13 protein-coding genes are annotated in these 18722 nt (G+C 56.9%); 5 read left to right on the top strand and 8 right to left on the bottom strand.

Features of this window, described 5'->3' with window-relative positions:
- Nucleotides 1–25 precede the first annotated feature (25 nt).
- Together HHUB_RS00795 and HHUB_RS16470 are read left to right on the top strand one after the other, a co-directional pair.
- Nucleotides 26–2980: a LamG-like jellyroll fold domain-containing protein gene (locus HHUB_RS00795; protein WP_059055310.1), complete on the top strand. Its 2955-nt coding sequence runs from the start codon at nt 26–28 to the stop codon at nt 2978–2980.
- An 808-nt stretch (nt 2981–3788) separates the two neighbouring features.
- Nucleotides 3789–5102 carry a hypothetical protein gene (locus HHUB_RS16470; RefSeq protein WP_157533964.1) on the top strand — a complete coding sequence of 438 codons (1314 nt, stop codon included), beginning with the start codon at nt 3789–3791 and terminating at the stop codon, nt 5100–5102.
- A 444-nt stretch (nt 5103–5546) separates the two neighbouring features.
- Here the strand turns inward: HHUB_RS16470 and HHUB_RS00800 are convergent, their stop codons facing one another.
- Nucleotides 5547–6686, bottom strand: a complete 1140-nt coding sequence (locus HHUB_RS00800) for a glycosyltransferase family 4 protein (protein ID WP_059055313.1) — start codon at nt 6684–6686, stop codon at nt 5547–5549.
- A gap of 99 nt (nt 6687–6785) precedes the next feature.
- Between HHUB_RS00800 and HHUB_RS15960 the strand changes: the two genes are divergently transcribed.
- Both HHUB_RS15960 and HHUB_RS17480 read left to right on the top strand, forming a co-directional pair.
- Nucleotides 6786–8048 carry a sulfatase gene (locus tag HHUB_RS15960; protein ID WP_082687132.1) on the top strand — a complete coding sequence of 421 codons (1263 nt, stop codon included), beginning with the start codon at nt 6786–6788 and terminating at the stop codon, nt 8046–8048.
- A 9-nt stretch (nt 8049–8057) separates the two neighbouring features.
- Entirely contained in the window at nt 8058–9134 is a 1077-nt protein-coding gene (locus HHUB_RS17480; RefSeq protein WP_082687133.1) for a glycosyltransferase, read from the top strand.
- Nucleotides 9135–9170: 36 nt separating this feature from the next.
- Here the strand turns inward: HHUB_RS17480 and HHUB_RS16475 are convergent, their stop codons facing one another.
- The 4 genes from HHUB_RS16475 to HHUB_RS15970 all read right to left on the bottom strand — a co-directional run bounded on the left by HHUB_RS16475 (nt 9171) and on the right by HHUB_RS15970 (nt 13782).
- The gene (locus tag HHUB_RS16475) at nt 9171–10793 is read right to left on the bottom strand and encodes a hypothetical protein (RefSeq protein ID WP_157533965.1); all 1623 of its coding nucleotides are present in this window, start codon (nt 10791–10793) and stop codon (nt 9171–9173) included.
- Nucleotides 10794–12005: a lipopolysaccharide biosynthesis protein gene (locus HHUB_RS00820; protein ID WP_157533966.1), complete on the bottom strand. Its 1212-nt coding sequence runs from the start codon at nt 12003–12005 to the stop codon at nt 10794–10796.
- 40 nt (nt 12006–12045) lie between these two features.
- On the bottom strand, nt 12046–13299 hold the full coding sequence (locus HHUB_RS00825) for a glycosyltransferase family 2 protein (protein ID WP_082687134.1): 1254 nt from the start codon (nt 13297–13299) through the stop codon (nt 12046–12048).
- Between the two features lie 183 nt (nt 13300–13482).
- A complete protein-coding gene (locus HHUB_RS15970) occupies nt 13483–13782 on the bottom strand; it encodes a metal-dependent hydrolase (protein WP_082687135.1) in 300 nt (99 codons plus the stop codon).
- Here HHUB_RS15970 and HHUB_RS15975 point away from each other — a divergent pair.
- Nucleotides 13740–14030, top strand: coding sequence for a type II toxin-antitoxin system HicA family toxin (locus HHUB_RS15975; RefSeq protein WP_082687136.1), 291 nt, complete (start codon nt 13740–13742; stop codon nt 14028–14030). The two genes, HHUB_RS15970 and HHUB_RS15975, sit on opposite strands and share 43 nt — an antisense overlap.
- 363 nt (nt 14031–14393) lie before the next feature.
- On the opposite strand, the gene HHUB_RS00835 is transcribed toward HHUB_RS15975, so the two are convergent.
- The 3 genes from HHUB_RS00835 to HHUB_RS00845 are packed head-to-tail and all read right to left on the bottom strand — an operon-like array spanning nt 14394 to nt 18722.
- On the bottom strand, nt 14394–16508 hold the full coding sequence (locus HHUB_RS00835) for a VirB4 family type IV secretion system protein (RefSeq protein WP_059055326.1): 2115 nt from the start codon (nt 16506–16508) through the stop codon (nt 14394–14396).
- The gene (locus HHUB_RS00840; RefSeq protein WP_157533967.1) at nt 16498–17616 is read right to left on the bottom strand and encodes a hypothetical protein; all 1119 of its coding nucleotides are present in this window, start codon (nt 17614–17616) and stop codon (nt 16498–16500) included. The genes HHUB_RS00835 and HHUB_RS00840 overlap by 11 nt, the downstream gene beginning before the upstream one ends.
- Entirely contained in the window at nt 17613–18722 is a 1110-nt protein-coding gene (locus tag HHUB_RS00845) for a hypothetical protein (protein WP_059055330.1), read from the bottom strand. Before HHUB_RS00845 ends, HHUB_RS00840 begins: the two co-directional genes overlap by 4 nt.

Here is an 18722-nt window from a genome sequence, read left to right on the forward strand (position 1 = left end):
CGGGTGAGTAGCGTCGTGCTGGATAATGAGTGACGTCCGGGATGCAACGGACGAGATTCTCGCTGACCGTCCCTCCATCGAAGACGGCCTCCAAGAGCTACTTGACATTGATGCGAACGCGGAGACGTGGACGTTCGACGATGTCCCCGTTGATTCAGGAGCGTTCGGCGAACTCGTGTCGAACGGAATCGTCGAGGCGGATGGTGATGAGTACCGGCTCGCCGACCGTGCCGCCGTCCAGGCAGCGCTCGACGGCGACACCCCTGTCGAGGAGGAAACGACGACCGACACCGGGCCGTCAGTCGATGATCGGCTCCGCGCAGTCGATCCGGGCCTCGCGGCAAGCCTGGTAGCGCTGCTCGGGCTCGTCGTCGTGATGCGGACCGCGTTCTCGTGGCCGGCGGTCTTCCGCGGGAACGACGTCGTGCTGTCGGGGAACGACGCGTACTTCTACCGGTACTGGCTCGAAGAGCTGTTCCGGACCGGGACGTCGGTGACGTCGCTGCCGCCAGCCCTCCAGGACCACGACGTCGCGATGATTGCCGCCACGCACACGATGGCATCCCTGCTTGGAGGCGGGCAGGACGCCGTCAGTCTCGTCCTGGCGTGGTATCCCGTCGTCGCGGCGGTCGTCGTCGGCGGGCTCGTCTACGTGGTCGCGATGGTCGCGTTCGACGACCAGCGCGTGGCACTCGCGAGCGTCGCCTTCTACGCGATTACGCCCATCGTGGCGTACCGGTCCGCGCTCGGGTTCGGCGACCACCACGCCTTCGACTACCTGCTGGTCGCGCTCGCCATTACTGGGTTGCTCGTCCTCGTCGACGAGCGCGCGGACTGGCGGACGGTCACGCGACGACGCTTACTGGGGCTCGCGGTGTTCGCGGTCGCCGTCGGGACACAAGTCCATGCGTGGCGTGGCGGCCCACTATTGATCCTTCCAGTCGCGGCGTACGTCTTCCTGCGCGTCGGCTCGGACGTCCGAGCGGGCGAGTCACCACTCGAGGCAAACGCGTGGACGCTCGCCGCGCTCGCCGTCTCTGCCGTGCTGGCACTCCTCCCGCACGTCGCGTTCGACTGGTCGGGCGCGTACCGCGCGTTCGCCCCGGCCTTGTTGTTTGCGGGGAGCCTCGTCGTCGTCGGCATCGGCGAACTCGCGGTCCGACGGGGAATTAGAGCGCGGACGGTGTTGGGGTTGGAAGTCGTGGGCAGTCTCGTTGCTGGTGTTGTTGCGTGGGTGGCTATGCCGGGTGTCCGGAGCGCGGCCCAGCGCGGGATTGGGTATTTCACGCGGACTGGCCAGACATCGATTACGGAGACGTACTCGTTGTTGAGTCCGGAGTATGGTGTGATCACGACGCCCATCTTCTACCTCGGGTTTGCGTTCTTCCTCGCGGTCGCCGCCCTCGTGTGGGCGGCGTGGCGGGTAAACCGCGAGCATCGCCCGACGTGGCTGGCGCTCACCGTCTACACGGGCGGATTCTTCCTCGCGGCGCTCGTGCAGCTCCGATTCGCCGGCCACCTCGCCATACTCTTTGCAGTCTTTGCCGGGCTCGGGTTCGTGTACTTGGTGGCAGCCGTGGATGCGACCGCCCTCCCGCGGCCGTTCGTCGACGCGGGCGACTCCGAGACCGTTCCACCCCGATTCCGTGAAACTGACGCCGAATCGAGTGGACTGTCGTTCCCGGACCGCGAGTCGACGTTCGCGGTCGTCGCACTGTTCCTGCTCGTCGGGAGTCTCGGCGTGTTCCAGACGGTCGGTGGCACGAACGACCTGACGATCGAGGGCGCGACCTACGACGCAGCGAACGCGATCGATGATCACGCCGCCGCGGCGAACGTCTCGTGGCCCGACAACTACGTGTTCAGTGACTGGGACCGAAATCGCGTCTACAACTACTACGTCAACAATCAGTCCCGGTCGTACGCGTACGCGCAGGACCACTACAACGAGTTCGTGACGTCGAGTAATGCCAGCGCGTGGTACGACCAGTTGACGGCGAACTTGACGGGGTACGTCGTCGTTGAGGACCTCGACGAGAACTTCTCTCAGACGTCGCTACAGTCCCGGCTCTGGCAGAACTGGGGCAGTTACAGTGATGGCGTCGAGGGGCTTGGCCACTATCGCGCCGTGTACGCCAACGACGGCCGGAAGGTCTTCGACCTCGTGCAGGGTGCGATGTTAGTCGGGCAGGGTGAGCCTGGTGAGACGCAAACCGTGAGTACGGCGTTCAATGCGGGCGGCGACTCGCACACGTACGAGCGACAGGTGACGCCGACTGCGAACGGTTGGTACGCCGTCCGAGTGCCGCACAACGGAACGTACGAGGGCACGGCGGGGACTTCTGTATCGGACGAAGCGATAGAGAACGGGTCGTTCGTCGGCCCGAACAGCGAACAGCCTGGAATGTCGTACTGGCCGCTGAACGCGAGCAGTGGTGAGGTCGCGTTCGACGTCACGGGCGGAAACCATGGCTGGATCGATGGCGCGACGTGGACTGATTCTGGACTAGCATTTGATGGAAACGATGTCGTAACCGTTCCGAACACGAGTGACCTGTCCAGCAATCAGGACGTCTCGATCTCCGTTACGTTCCGGACGGACAACAGCACGGACTACGTCAATAACGTCTCGTTCCCACGGCTCGTTGGTACGGCAGCTCCATCGCAATTCGCGAACACGAGTGGCGTCCAAATCGCGCTGGCAAATGGACAGATTCTCGGCGCACTTGGCAACGGAGAGCAGGCAGCCGTCCTAGAGGGGCCACGCGTTGACGACGGCCAAGTACACACAGCGACACTCGTTCGTGACGGAAACACCATACAGTTACAGGTCGATGGTGAGGTGAGGGCAGAGCGGAGCTATTCAGGAGAGATCAAAGCATCAGACACGTTCTCCATCGGGTCTATCTCGACGGGGTCGCGAGGATTCGTCGGCGAAGTATTAGCCGTCGACGCCTCCGGTAACGCGAGCAGCTCGTAACTGGACGAGTCACCCCCACGTATTTTCAATAGCGGCCCGGTACGCTTCTGCTGCGTTCGTAGCAACGTTATCCCAGTCGAACTGCTGAGCAGCTCCTTTCGGATCGCAAGGCGGGGCTGCTCCGTGAAGCGCTTGTTCAAGCGTTGCGGCGAGCGCGTCGGTGGCCGGTTCGACGAGTCGCGTCGCGATTTCGTGGATGCGCTTCTCGGCGCCCCCATCACGAACGGATAGACAGCGTTCGAGACCTCGGACAGCCTGATTTGGAGCGTTGGGTCGCTCAAGACGGGACGAACCTGACGTCGGGGCCGGCGTGTGATGATGGCGAAACGTGGACGAGTCTTGCCGATGGGACGACGTACACACCCTATTGCAGGGCGGCTATCATCACTGTACTTCCGAGGCAGCAAAATCTGATGAACCCACTGCTCAGCAAGTTACTCGTGGAGGGCGTGAAAACGGGTTAGAAAAGACTATTTGTCGTTCCTTAGAATCCCTATCCGACTTCGTTTACCGTATGAACATTTTGCCAAACCGAGCACAAATTAAAAGTGCCCGTCGACAACTCCAAATCAGGATTCAAGAGTACCGTTATGCTCTTGCTGCAATTCTACTTTTTTCAGCAGCGCCGCTGACGCCATTGATATTTAGCCGTGGGTTTCTCGCCAGTGGCGACACAGTCGCGAATCTTGTACCTGTTGTTCATGTTCGGAATAATCCAGTAAATCTTCTGTACGTAGAGAACTGGTACAACGGGTATAGCCCACTTATACACCCATATTCGAAAATTTTCTATCCATTTTGGTGGCCGATGTACCTTTCATGGATTCCTGTGAATGTTATATATCGAGTGGTTCTGTATGGGCATCTTGTCGCCTCTGCGGTGGTTTCGTGGTATTATGCTCACAAACACCTTAATGGAATACTTCCAGTCGCGATTGGTGTCCAAACAGCACTCGTAGCAAACATTTTCTGGATGCACACCTGGAAGGTACTCGCTTGGCCGTGGCTAGTTCTTCTCACGTGGCAGGTTGCTCCTCCGCACGTCAAAAACTGGGATAGACGGACTGGAGCCTTGTGTGGGCTATGCGTCACTGCGATGATTTTGACCGGGGGTGGTATCTACTATGCTTTTTATGGGTTGGCGATACTGACCCCATTCATCATACAATACGGCTCTCGTGAGTACTTGGTCGGTTTAATCGCCGGCGGTAGTGTTTCCCTTTTGAAAGCACCAGCATATCTTAATAGCCTCGGAAATCCGCGCCCTCCTGTTGGATACAGAATTGACGCGTTTAACATATTTTTAGGCTCGTCTGGCTTGGCTAACGAACTATTGCGTGCTGCCTTTGAAATTGATCTTGGGACCGTGTTTGATTCGCCCTATGAAGGATTTGCTGTGGTCGGACTCCCTATTGTATTCTTGGCTGCCGGAGTGTTCGTGCTCTGGTTTGTAAACTACGGACCGTCGAAACACTGGTATACGGCCCTTGTGGGTTCATGTTCCTTCTTAGTGCTTTTCGCAACTGGGGCAGCTCAGGACTTCCTAAGCGTCGGCATCCTTCGAACAGCAGCTCGAGCGAATCACGCAATCGCCATGATTGTGATTATAAGTAGTGTTATAGTCGCTCACTGGGTCCACAGGAGATACGGTCATGTAGGGAAAGTAGTGATTATAACGCTAGTAGTGCTGAGTGTGATCCAATCCGGGCTTGTTGTCGGCAGCTTTCTCCCTCATCAAGGAGTAACATTGGAGGAGGAGTCGGAAGTAGCAGAGGTCATTGATTCAGCCGGGGGCGGACCAGTCTGGATCCAAGATCAGCCACATGATCCAGGAGAACATTCACTTGTTCAATATGCACTGGCGGAGCACGGTATCCATGCTATTAACCCACGCTACCCTGAAGGATTAGTTACATTCAGTGCATTCAACGATGGCCAACCACGATTTCAGTTCTTAGTCAGCAACCAGAAGGTGACCAATCAAAAGATATCGCTACATCCACTATTCATGTCCGGGTCCGGTGGAGAAATAGACCGCGAATCACTTACATTACATAAGAAGGTCACATCCTCAGATACAGATTGGTACATTTACCGTGTCTCACAGAATGATACGAATTAAATAGCGTATCCCCTTACCAACCGGGTGCATCACCATAAATAGTACCTGAATGATAGAATTTTAACAGAGCCAGTTTGCAGTGTTTCAACGACCCTTTGGGCGAAGTAGAATTGAAACAGGGATGAGGTGTCGGCGCAGGGAGGGAGTGCCTCGATTCCAATCAAGCTATACTGCACCCACTATGCTGCCCGACGGAGGTTTGGCGGGCGGTTCGGTTTATTAGGAGACTGAGATGAGTTCACTATGTTCGCCTTCGTAGCCACAGTGATGGCATTTGTACGAGTGGTCAGCGAGTTCATCGTAATCGGTGTTATTGAAATGGGCAGGTTGGTTTCGGCATACCAGTGGGTCATGGGACGTTGCTAATACTTGAGCCTGCTTCAAGCTTCCAACTATTCACTCACTATCTCTGAATTGAATAGAGTGTTATCCACAGCCAATACGTCATATTCCACCCCACTTACGTCGAATTGCCGCTTGATATGCTTCTTCGGCGTCGGTAGCAACGTTACCCCAGTCGAACTGCTGAGCAACCATTTTCGGATCCGAAGGCGGAGCTGCTCCGTGAAGGGCTCGCATGAGTGTTGTCGCAAGCGCATCGGCGTTCGGGGCCACGAGAAAACCACCGTCCTGAATGACTTCATCGGCCGCCGAATCTGGATGCTCCGCACCAATAACAGTACAGCCGGCGGCCATCGCCTCCGCGTACGTGATGCCGAACCCCTCGCGGGTCGAGGGTGACGCGAACACGCGGGCGCCGCGCATGTGCGCGAGCACGTCCTCGTAGTCGTCGAGGAAGCCGAGGAAGGTGACGCGGTCGGCGCTGTCGAGCGCGGCGGCCTGCCGTTCGAGACCGTCGCGCTGGGGGCCGTCGCCGATGATGCCGAGCGTCGCGTCGGTGTCGACGGCGTCGAAGGCGTCGAGGAGTACGTCGACGCGCTTGTCCTCGATGAGCCGGCCCGCGAACAGCACGTCGAAGGCGTCGGGGGCCGGTTCGACGCGTCGAATCTGGTCGTAGTCGATGCCGTTGGGTACCGTCCGAATGCGTTCGCGGGGCTGTCCGCGGGCCGCGAGCCGGTCCGCGGTGACGCCCGAGACCGCAATCGGATACTGGGGGACGCGAGCAGTCGCGTGTTCGACGGCCTTCCCGAACGGCCCCAGCGTGCCGAGGTACTCGTTCCAGTAGTCGCCCCAGACCTCGTGCCACGTCGTCACGAGCGGCGTTCCGGTCCCCGCGAGTGCGAGCTTCGCGGCGAGCACGGGGAAGTACGGGAACACGGAGGCGACGACAACGTCGTGGTTGGCGGCGTTCCGCCGCAGCGGGCGAACGATGTCTTTCGCGAACTCCAGCGCCTCGCCGATGGAGCGCTGGCCGTCCTCGCCGTAGAGGTCGCGTTCGGGGCTGACCGCGCGCAGCGTCATTCCCTCGTGGGTGGTTTCGCGTGGGCCGTCCCAGAAGTGCCGGCCGTAGACAGTCACGTCGTGGTCGCGCTCGACGAGTCGCGTCCCGATTTCGTGGATGCGCTTCTCGGCCCCGCCGGTCACGAACGGGTAGACGACATTCGAGACGAACGCGACGTCCATTATGGAACCATACAGACTGAACGAGTAACTCCCTTGCGGTAGCCCGTTCAAATCGGATAACATAAAGTCATAACTTTGCTCGTGCCATCCGGACACTCAATGAGTGACTGGGAACACATCATACTCCTTTCTGCCGACGCACTCCGAGCTGACCATCTCTCTTGTTATGGATATCATCGAAACACATCGCCGGAGATTGACGAGTTAGCAGCTGACAGTATCCAGTTCTCTAATGCGTATAGTGCGAGCTCTCATACGCGCGAAGCAGTCCCGTCGTTGCTTACCGGCCGCTATCCGGAAAATGCCGTAGACGAGAACTATCACTTAGCTGCGAAGCCCATCTCCTCGATTGCTTCCCAAGCTGGCTTCGAGACAGCTGGCTTCCACTCGAACCCCTTCCTATCACGCTCCTACGGTTTCGGTCGGGGATTCGATGAGTTCGACGATGATCTTCATCTCGGGCAGCACAAGTTGGTTGCGCTGGCGCAACGAGCTATCGACAAGCTTCGAAACCGGCACTATGCTCGCGCCGACGAAATCAACAAACGCGCGCTCAATTGGATTGACTCTCTGAACGAAGGGGAGTCATTCTTCCTCTGGAACCACTATATGGACACACACGGGCCGTACGAGCCCCCGGGCGAATATGGGACTGTATTTCGCGAAGAACGTGTCTCCGATAGTGAGGCGCAGGCACTATACCAGCGTGCGATAGACGATCCGCAATCCATCACCGAAGGCGAACGACAACTGCTCGTTGACTATTACGACGGCGAGATTCGATATAACGACGAGAAAATCGGGTCGTTCCTCGATGCACTCGCGGAGCGAGGGCTCTTGGAGGATTCGCTCGTCATATTCACAGCAGACCACGGGGACGCGTTCGGTGAACGTGGCTACTATGAGCACCCGCGGTTTCTACATGAAGAACTAACACATGTCCCACTACTGGTGCGGTCGCCGGGTGGCACGACAGGAGAAGTCACGACTCCGGTAAGTACGCTCGACATCACTGCAACGATCGAGGCCGAAATCAGTCCGAAGGAGTGGTCTACTGGCAAATCTCTGCTCACTATCTCCGAGGGTGACCGAGCTGTCTTCTCTCAAGCACAAGGAGAGAACGATGAAAGCCACCTCCGTCGGTACGGAGTACAAACCAAACAGAACACCTGTTTCTGTGAATACAACCGTGAAACAGGTGACATTGACTTTGGCGAATGTACTGACCGTTCGCTCCGTGATGAATTACGAACTCATATTGATGAAGATCGCGGCCATGGTGAAGATGAAGACGGAATAGAATCGGAAGATGTCGACCCTGAGATAGAGCGACGACTAGACGCCTTGGGGTACAAGGACTAGTAGCTACTAATGGTGGAACGAATATCAGCCGTCGTCGTTCAAGACCGGCTCAATACATACGGTGGTGGTGAACGTGTTGTTCACCAACTCACAGAAACGATACCAGGAAACGTTGACATTGTTACGGGCGAATACGAACCGGAATCGACGTACGACTTCGATGACTCTTCCGTCACAGAGATACGGTCGAATTCGTTCGGTTCGTTTATCGCGTCACGATTGACCATCGACTGGAACGAGTACGACGTGGCGATCCTAAGCGGGAATCGTCCACAGTTTATACAATGGCTGAATCTCCCAATTCCGGTTATCAGGTACTGTCATTCCCCGACGCGCACATTCTGGTCGTTACGAGATCGTTCTTTCCGAGAATCTAATTTGGCTGAGAAGGTTGTTCGAGCGGGAATTGCACCGGCCTATCGGAGAATCGATACAGTCCTAAACCGAAGACATAGTCACATTGTCGCGAATAGTCACAATATTCGATCCCAGGTAGACCGATTCTATGGCTTAGATGCGACAGTAGCGTATCCACCAGTTGATGTTGAGAGCTTCGAATACGCGGCACACGAGGATTACTGGTTGAGCGTGAACAGGTTAGTCCCGAAGAAACGAGTTGATTTGCAGATTGATGCGTTCGCTGGGACTGACGAGAACCTCGTAATAGTTGGATCAGTAGACGAGCACTTCGACGAGTTTGGGTCCCAAATGAAGTCGCGAATCGACTCGACGCCGAACGTGGAACTCGAAGAATTTGCTACTGAAGACCACCTTCGTTCTCTCTACTCGCGCGCGAAGGGCGTCGTATACACTCCGTATTACGAGGACTTCGGTATCGTTCCTGTCGAAGCGATGGCTAGCGGAAAGCCCGTAGTAGCGGTAGCTGAGGGTGGACCAATTGAGACGGTGCACGACGAACGAACCGGATGGCACGTTTCGCCGGACGTAGTAGAGATACGGGAACGCGTCACGTCGGACTTCGACCCTGACGAATTCCGAGCGCAGTGCCTTGAGCGCGTTCGCCGGTTCGATAGACGAGAATTCAAGGACACTATTAACGAGGTCATCTCCGAATACGCTGTGTGATGGGGTCCCTCGGAGACGACCGGGTTTAGCGTTCAGCTACGCCGTCTCGCTACTGTTGCAGGCTGTAACCTCATACAGCGCCATGTCCGCGTTCTCATACTCAACTTCGAGGTACGGTTGGTCGAAGTGCTGCGGGACGCGGACGTTCTCAGGATTATTCCAGTACTGCCCGAAGTAATCACGCTTGTCGACGAAAACCCAGTCAACGCCCAACTCACGTAACTGTTGACAGTTGGCTGGATCTTCCCACCATGCCCACGCTTTCGCTTGCGTCTGTCTTTCTCTGTCGGGAATCGTGAAGTCCCGCGGGTACGTCCGCAATACTTCACCGTCGTGATAGTAGTTAACCAACTCGTTAGTTAACGGCGGCGCTAGTATTTTCCCATCAACATTTATCTTCTCCATGCCATCGGTGAGTTCGGAGTCAGGATGAACAACGTATCCTGCACCACCGAACGGTGCTACTTGATACGCTAACATTGGAATAGAGAGAACGACGGCGATGGCGAGGAGGACTCCTCGAATATCTAGATCATCAAGAATGCGTGGCAGCTCCAGCCGCTGCTTTGCTGTAGATACCACGACTTCGAACCCTACTCCAAAAACCATCGCGAACGGAATGAATAGGTGCCTGATGGCCCGCTCTGTTCCTTGAGGCTGGACGAAATGCGTAAATAATATCATCGAGAGCTGTGCGAGCACCCATGCGAGAAGGATGCGTAGGGCAATATTCCCTCTCTCACGTGGCTTGGTCAAACCATATATGAATCCGATACTCCCCGTCAGAATTACAAATGGATTCAACATCGACAATTGTGAAACGAGGTTGATGAATGTGGAGTCGGAAAACTGCTCTATTGACCCAGAATTGCCGTTATTTGATTGAGGGGGTGGACTACTCCCTGTAGATGATGGAGGGTCGGAACTAGTAGGCGACGACGTACCCTGGTCGAGGGATAGGAATTCTAAGACCCGATCTGTTATTGAACCTAGGAGACCGACTCCACGCTCGAACAGATACTGACCGTAGTTTTGCCACATTAACCCGATATTGAGAACGATGGCTGGTGCATACAATATGACGCGAATATCAACTAGGAAAAATGCGAAACCGAGGAGTGCGATTACCTCCAGGAAGACTAGGTGATGGAACCCGCCGATGAGTAATAGTAGGATAGATCCAGTCAGTAAATGAGTTAGATCCTCAGTGCGCTTCCACTGGAACAATGTAAGTAAAAATAGCGGGAGGAAGACATAGGCGCTAATGTAGCTATTTATCGTCCAACTATACGTCGCCTTGAATGGAATAGTAGACATTACGACTAGTGCAAAAGCAGCGTATAACCCCGCTTTCTGCCCAAAGAATTCCGCAGTAACGTAGCAGACTGTAGTAATTCCGAGAGCGGCAACGAATATTGTCGCAATACTAAAAAACCAAAGTGGGTCAACGGGTAGGTGGAAAGCTAGGCTACCGAGCTGGTAGAATAACTCCGGATTCAAGCTCTGTATGTATGGTCGTCCAGCTGCAATGTCCTTCATTACCGACACACGCTGGAAGAAGTCCGGACGAAGAGGAAAGCCGTTGACAACCTGGAATAGGAGGCGATAGGAGAGTGTTACGAGAAATACTATGACGAGATTTTTTCGGGACACACTCATCTACGCCCGTCCCTGCGCCGTGAGTTTATAGCTACCTATTCCGACGAGAATGAGATAATGGCCAATGGCCAGAATCCAGATGATTTGGGACAACGTAGACGCTATTGCCGTCGACAAATAAAGCACAGAGACGACTACAAAGAGAATAGTACCTTGTCGGGGATTCCCGGAGCCAAATGAATGAATTCCGAAAAGCGCAATTGCAGGGTAAGGGAGCATCATCAGCATGTACTCTGGTAGAAGCCCAACCATAGACGAATACTTCTGCCCGAAGAGAGTTACAATCCAGAAGTCGGAAAAAAGAATCCCTATGGCGGCTCCACCGATGCCAAGTACAGAACAGAGTATTACCGATTCAATAATAGAATCCTCACTCTCTGTCGTCGAGTCCGGGAACATTACTCGACTCACCGCTCGGGTAATGATTGTATACGCCTTCCCAAACACGGTTAGAACTCCCCAGAAACCGACAATTGCGCCCGTGAACCTCGCAGAAACTATCAACATGTCGAAGGTTGTCGGGATGAGCAGGAGACTGTTGATGCCGATAGAGTTTGGAAGGTCGGAGAAGGTTCGCTTGATACCCGAAAGAGTGGGCTGGAGTTTCGGGCGTGGTGAGTTCGGTAGTATTGCGATTGTACTGACTAGGCTGGCGAGAGGGAACAACAGGACCGCGATAAGAAGCGATACATCCCCCTGGAGAAAGATTATCCCTGAGACGGCCAACAGAAATACTGCTTCAAATATCTCTGAAACTGCAACCTTTCGAAAGTTCCTGGCCTTCTGATGGAACCCAAGTATTGGCTGATATATTGATAGGATTGGCACTCTCATTAAGATTGGAACGAGAAGAACGATGGCCGTTAGTTCGAGGTGCGTTAACAATATTGGCTGGAGTAGGAGTACGGTACACGCGAAGCCAGCGGCGAGGATCAAACACGCGACAGTAAGGTCAATGAGATTGACCTCTTCAAGAATTTTTGTGGCAGTATAGCCGATTGCTCCGACCAGAAACCCCATAATCATTAGTATGGATGCAACTGTCGAAAATTGCCCATACTGTGTCGGGCTTAATGTCCTCCCGAGTACGATACGAAGTAGGTAGAGCCCGGCGCCGCCAAGTACTGATGCGGTTAGAATTAATATATTATCCTGTATAAATTCCAAGCTTGGCCATAACGAGGATATACCTTGTTCCGATATCCTGCCCATATTATCGAATTCGATTATCCATGTCTACGATTAGTTAGAGTTATCTCTCAATTAGAATACCGGCGAAGAACGCGCCGAACATCGTCTGCAAGCCGAGCACGATGGCGGTGAACGCGACGATATCACCCGTAATCGAGGGAAGCGTCGTAAACCCGCTGGCGGCCCACTGATAGAGCAGGCCGAGCGCAGTCAGCGACCCGAACGCGAACAGGCCGAGGCCGAGGAGGACGCCGCGTTCGAGCGTGAAGTGCTCGTTGAGCCACTGCGTTATCACCCCATCAGGCCGCTGGATGGGGTCGCTGGCGACGTCCGTGAGGAACCCGAAGCTCCCAACTTGGTAGCCGGCTAGCGTCAGCAGACTGCCCGCGATGAGGGAATGGACGCCAATGCTTTGCCCCATCACTTCGACGTTGAACACGCTAAGCGCCATTACGACGACGCCGACCGCGCCCATGATGGAGCCGGGGAGCGAGAACAAGTATCCCGGCGCGTTCACGAGCATGAATTTGACGTGGCGCCACCCGTCGTGGAAACTCTCTAATTTTGCCTCGCCCTCACGCTCATGGTACGTAATCGGGACCTCCTCAATGGTGAGGTCTTTCGCGCCAGCGTCCATGATCATCTCGCTGGCGAACTCCATCCCATCCGACCCCAACTCTAGCGCTTCTAGCGCTTCTTGGGAGAACACGCGGAACCCGCTGTGGGCGTCACTAACTCCTGCGTCGTAGAACGCGTTGAGGAACTTCGTCAGGAGCGGGTTGCCGATGTGTTCGTGCAGCGGCGGCATCGCCCCATCCTTGATTTCGCCCTCTAGCCGGCTGCCCATCACAATGTCGGCATCACCGTACGCGACGAGTTCGAGGAGCTTCGGAATCTCCTCGAAGTCGTAGGTTGTGTCAGCGTCGCCCATAACGATGTAGCTGCCGCGGGCGTGGTCGAACGCGTACCGGTACGCATACCCGTAGCCTGGCTTGTCAGGTTCGACGACGATCGCACCCATCGACTCAGCGATGTCCGGGGTGCGATCTGTTGAGGCGTCACTGATGATGATCTCGCCGGTGACTCCCAGCTCTTCGAGTGCGTTCGTCGCGCGCTCGATGCACTCGCGGATCCCTTCCTCCTCGTTCATCGTCGGCATGACGATGCTGATCGCCGGCGTCGACTCACTGTCTGCGGGCAACAGCTGGCCTGCCTGGGGCGTGGTCATATCGAGTGACTCCGAGAGCGTCGAGTTGACCGGCTCGCCCTCATGCCCTCCATCGGGTGGTTTCGAAGACGTAGTTTCAGACGACATATATTTGGTGGCCCATTCGGTTGTTACGTAGCTATCTGACGTTACAACATTATAAAGACTGTGAGGCGGGTTCGTGACCTGTGACAGGCAGCGAACGTTCAAAAGCCTCACCACAGCAGGTATTTTGAACGTGGCTGCCAGACTACCTAGTTCGACCCCGTAGTTCAGAAAGATACGCTGTAGTCACGCGGACGCCCGGCGCACCACACTCAAATCCCCCGTCAACAGCCCAAGGAAAACCTCAGGTCCAAGGTCGGCAATCGTGTGTGTGTGTGTGAGATAGCCGATGCCAAACGCTACCCACGCCTGGGGACGATCGAACCGACGACTGAGCCACGCCACGCCAGCGATAAGAACGAAGGCAGTGAACAGCGAGTGTGCGAACAACCGTCCTGACGGCAACACTGTGACGGTCCACGCAAGTGGTTTATCGATGAGGTCTGGGAGCTGGCTACCGATTACCCAAGGAACTCGTTGCAGCACTCACAGAGTTGGGGTACCAGCCGGTCGACCGGGCCGGCAGCCATCTCAAACTTCGATATGTGCATCCGGAGACCGACGAGATTCGAAATGTGACGGTTCCGATGGGCAAAGAGATCAGCGGCGATACACTCCGCAATATTGCCAGCCAGTGTGGCGCGGACGATTTCCAAGCGTGGTGCAACTGGATCGACGACCTTCTGTCCTGCTTCAGTTGCAACAGTGGTGTGTCTCGTCACCTGAACCATTGACATCCTCCTGCGCCTGAAGGCGCGGGTATTCTTCTTGATTTCCCTTCCATTCCACGGACAAGAGTACGTTACAGCGGCCGTGACAACGACCGCCAGGCCGCCAGCGGTCGAGCTCACCAGCGACCGAATCGAGAAGGGCGGCTTGCCGAGGATGTCGTATATCTCACCGTGGACAGTTGTGACACTGAAGGACTCGATGATTAGCCGCCAGCCCGCGAAGGTCACTGACGCGACGGTAGACACGGTTTGGAACGAACTGAACGGCTATCTTCAGACGTGGAGAAATTGACACCATTCCACTCCTGAAGGGGTGGGCTTCCGCTCGCTACGTGTCAAAGCATGCTGGGAGCGCGCTTCGGTCAGCTACCCGTTTCCGGAGTCAGTCCGACCGGTCTCACTACGTTCTTCGTCGGCGCCGGGCAGCGACGACCGTTCCTGCTCAGTCGGGTCGAAGTCAATCACTTGCTTCTCCTTCGGCATCGCCTCCACTGTAATCCCACGCCACTCCCCGTCAACACCAACTAACGCCTCCGCAAATCCAGCATCCTCGTTCCCCGGCACTGCATCCTGCACGAACCGCATCTGGGCGTAGTTCAACCCGAACTCCTCAGCCCACTGTTCGTCCATCCCGTCCAACCGGTGGAACTGCTTGACCGCACACTGATCCAGAATCGCCTCACTCTCAGCGTGCTCGAAGAACTCATCAACCGTCTGCGTCACCAACCGAATCGAGAGGTCGTGGTGGCGATGATGGCGAAACACCGTCTCGAGGAACGCGAGACTCGCGGCGTCCTGCATGAGATAGCGGGCCTCGTCGATGTAGAACACGACCTCCTGCTCTGAGACTTTCGCGCGCTCGTACACCAGCGAGATCAACAACTGCATCGTTAACGCCGTCGAGCTATCCACGCTCCCCTCCTGCTGGGCGAGATCAAGATAGATCACTTTCTCGTTGCGAATGTCGAACGCCGAGGGCTGCCCGAGATTCGAATGCCGCCCACTCTCTTCGAACGGCCGGAGCTGGTCGAGCAGCCACGTCGCATCCCCAGCGAGCTTCCCAGCCTCCTCATCAGTACGCACAACAAATTCCTCAGGCTCCTCGACCATCTCCTCGAGCACGTCCATCACGTCCCGGATCGTCGGGCTGGGATTGTCGTGGGTCGAAATATCATCAGTAATCCCACGTTCGTTGTACGCTCGCGTGAGCGCGAGCTCCAGCGTCGTCCGCCGATCGCCAAGCGAAACCCCGCGTAACGCGAAGAAGTTAGTAAGAAAGCTCATCGCGTCATCGAGCTTCTCGTTGAACGGACTGGCGTCCTCGCCCATCGCTCGCTGGACGCGCGCCGGCGTTTCCCGCAGCTCCAGGGGATTCAACCCGAGCGTCCCACCGACCGTGATGCGTTTCGCGTCCAACGCCTCAGCAACGCCTGCCCAGTCGTTCAACGGCTCGAGAATCACGCCAATCCGATCACTGCTCTGTTCGATCGAGCGGATGAAGTTCTGCTTGGAGCTGAACGACTTCCCCGAACCTGGGTCCCCAATTGTGAACATCGCGTAGCCGTTCTCCCTGCTGAACGGGTCGATGACGACCGGACTGCGCGTGTCCTTGTGGATCCCGAACTCCACCCCGCCTTCCTCGAGAATCGTCGCCTGCTGTGGAGACGCCAACAACGCACCCACGGCACCCCCGAGGGCAATCGACGCCCGCCCGAATTCGTTGCTCCCGATGGGGGCGGCCGACTGGACGGCGAGGTCCTGCCGACAGATCGCGGTCTTCGGTGTGAGGTTCGCAGGGTCGTCCCGGAGCGCACTCTTCACCGTCTGGACGGCATCCCGCAGCTCGTCTTTGTCGTCGGCGCGCACCGTCACAAAGAGGCTCTGGTCGAACACCTGGGCGCCGTTTTCGACGGCCGTGTACGTCGCCGCCGCCTCGTTGGCGCGCTCCTGCAAGTACGCGCCCCGCACGCTCTGCTCGAGATCCGCATCCACCTGGAGGTCGTCCGCGATATCCTGCAACTCGTCGCGGGCACGCTCCTGATTCCGCGGCGTGACGTGCGCCGTTACGTCGAACTGCACGTCGGTGAGTTCGAACAGCTCGCTGAGATACCCGTCACTCGGATAATCTGGATAATCAGCGATGTACAGCGTCGACGTCCACTGTTCGCCAACGCGGGCGGCACGCGTCTCCCACTCGATCGCATCTGGGGCCGTCACGGTCTGCTGGGACTCCGCCACGTCATCCAGCAGCTCTCCCTCCACGCGTCCCTTCTCAAGCGTCGCCTCGTCGAGGACAGCCGCGAACGCGACCTGCTCCTCGTCGTCCTCGGTGTACCACCGCCAGAGCCCGACTCCGACGAGGACGGCTCCCACGGCAAGGGCTGCGTACAGGACAGCGCCCGCGAGCGACGCCGGGTCAGGTAGCCACTGGCCGAGCTGGCGATCGAGCCCGCTGGCCTGAAAAAGAGCATTATGTATCATGGTCGCCCTCCCGACGCGAGCGGCCCATGATTGGGTGGTCGCGGACGACGCGCCCCGCGTCGCCGTAGTCGTGCTCGCGGCCGTTCCAGAACGCCAGATTCAGGACGAACAGCTCGACCGTGCTGAGTCGCCGCGCGGACCACCCGGAGGCCTGCTGGATGAACTCCGCGCGAACGTCGTTGATTCGCTCATCGAGTTTCTCGAACATCTTGGCGCGACGCTCAACCTCGGTCAGATCCTCACGGCGCGTCACGAACGGCCGGAACAGGAACCCAACAATCGGGAACTGCGTCAGCTTCTCCGCTGGCGTCGCTTCGTCGCGGTAGCGGTCGTAGATCTCCAGTGGCGCGACTTCGACGCCGATGTAGTAGTGCAGCTGCTGGCTGCCCCGGTCGCGCATCTCCTGCGGGCGGGTCTCCCGGTATTCCTCGAGGAGTGCCCGGAAGATTGGGTTCTGTTTGACGTCCTCGTCGTTCAGCCGGTCTTCGATGGTCTCGGTGATCTGTTCCACGGGAAACGACCGGGTCGTCGCGTGGAACTTCAGGGGCCAGTCTAGCTCCCGGTTGGCGAACGCTGCGCCCGCTTCCTGGAGCTGCGCCCAGTCGTCTGACATCGCGAAATCCATGTTCCCCGGCTGCACCTCGACGAACGCCGCCATCGCACCATCCTGGCGCTGGATCGCACCTGCGCCTGGCCACGCGCGTTCGACGTTCGTGAGGTCTTGCGTGCGTTCGTCGGGTTTGAACGGCGTGTAGTTCGCGAGCCCGCCCTCGTTACGTGTCGTTTCAGTGGCTCCATCCTCGTCTGCGGGCGCGTTGAACGTGACTCGCGGTCGCTTGGCGTATCGGTAGACGTCTTTGGTCCACGTCCACGCGTTCAGGTGATCCGGTGACACGTAGAGGACCGCGACGCCAAACCCGAAGCCGCCAGCAACGAGCGGGAGCGCCAGCGACTCGACACCCGTGAATCCCGCAATCAGTAGACCAACGATGGGGAAGGCGATGAGGACGCCAACGTCGCCCTCGTCGATGTTGAGGACGGGGATGCGGCCTTCCTCGCCGAACTGGTCCATAATGCGCCGTGCCGCCGCGTTCTGGTCGACCATCAGTGGATCCCCCGGTCGAAGTCCATCCCATGGTCGTCACTCGACGCCGTCTCCTCACTGGGGTCGTTTTCGGTCCGCCGATACGACGGGGATGAATCGCCATCATCGGTGTGTCCGCCACGCGCTGCGGCTTTCTGCGCGACGGCGTGGCCAGCCGCCGCTTTCGGCCCCCAACGTGCGGCTGTCGTTGCGAGGCCAGCCCCACCAATGTACGCGCCAGCAGCGACGCCACCGATGAGGGCGGCGCTTTTCGTCGCCCCGCCAAGCACTTTTGCCGTGAGTGGCGTCGCGAACGCGAACGTCTTCCACGTGACGTAGAGTGCGATTAGCGGGAGGGAAGCAGCAACCAAGTATCGGAGAAACGGGCTACTTGGTGAGAGCGAGTTCTGTGCGGAAAGAAGACTGTAGCCTTTGAATACGACTGCAGCAGGTAGTGGAAGGATCGCCAGAGGCACGAATCGCTTACTAAATCCTATCGCGATATCAGAAAGAACTGGGACGTTACCGTACGCGACCGCGAATGAGATAGGCATCCCGTATACGTAGACGAGGAGCAGGACCTCGCGGATATAGTAGAGAGCTTCGAGTGCCCACATGGAAATTCCGCCAATAAGAGCGAAAACCAAGGACAGTCCGGGATTCATCACAGAGACATTTAGGAGGTTTAGCATCGTGTCACCGAGAGAGTTCAGACTGGGTATCAACGCAATTGTGAACCCGTCAATGAGGTAGAGGGCGAGAATACTAACCCAATACCAGGTAATTATCAGAACAGCCCCGACCCAGGCCGTCTTCTTCGCCCGTCGAGCTTCATACGCGCTTCCAATATTGAAGATTCGAATAGTGTGTCTGGCTTGAACGCACAGCACTAGAATGAGAAGCGAGATTAGCATGATCTCGCCACCAACAAGTGCATCTTGGATAGCCGGCCATGGATCATTCGTAGGGGTGCCAAAGACAAACGCACCATCGGTTTCCGGCGTGGGAGTCCCAAACATCTCCTCCGCGAGCGATTCATAGCCAGAACGAAGGCCGTTGAGGAAGAGCTCGATAATCCAGTCAACGACGTCTTTGAACCCCTCCAAAACGACATCAATTAGGTCAACCAT

Origin of the sequence: Halobacterium hubeiense (assembly GCF_001488575.1) — an archaeon.
In the GTDB taxonomy this organism is placed as follows: Archaea; Halobacteriota; Halobacteria; order Halobacteriales; family Halobacteriaceae; genus Halobacterium; species Halobacterium hubeiense.

Coding starts and splice junctions, on each gene's coding strand:
- HHUB_RS17480 (WP_082687133.1), top strand. CDS start 8,058: ATGGTGGAACGAATATCAGCCGTCGTCGTTCAAGACCGGCTCAATACA.
- HHUB_RS00800 (WP_059055313.1), bottom strand. CDS start 6,686: ATGGACGTCGCGTTCGTCTCGAATGTCGTCTACCCGTTCGTGACCGGC.
- HHUB_RS00820 (WP_157533966.1), bottom strand. CDS start 12,005: ATGGGCAGGATATCGGAACAAGGTATATCCTCGTTATGGCCAAGCTTG.
- HHUB_RS00845 (WP_059055330.1), bottom strand. CDS start 18,722: ATGGTTGACCTAATTGATGTCGTTTTGGAGGGGTTCAAAGACGTCGTT.
- HHUB_RS16470 (WP_157533964.1), top strand. CDS start 3,789: ATGTACCTTTCATGGATTCCTGTGAATGTTATATATCGAGTGGTTCTG.
- HHUB_RS00825 (WP_082687134.1), bottom strand. CDS start 13,299: ATGTCGTCTGAAACTACGTCTTCGAAACCACCCGATGGAGGGCATGAG.
- HHUB_RS15960 (WP_082687132.1), top strand. CDS start 6,786: ATGAGTGACTGGGAACACATCATACTCCTTTCTGCCGACGCACTCCGA.
- HHUB_RS00795 (WP_059055310.1), top strand. CDS start 26: ATGAGTGACGTCCGGGATGCAACGGACGAGATTCTCGCTGACCGTCCC.
- HHUB_RS00835 (WP_059055326.1), bottom strand. CDS start 16,508: ATGATACATAATGCTCTTTTTCAGGCCAGCGGGCTCGATCGCCAGCTC.
- HHUB_RS16475 (WP_157533965.1), bottom strand. CDS start 10,793: ATGAGTGTGTCCCGAAAAAATCTCGTCATAGTATTTCTCGTAACACTC.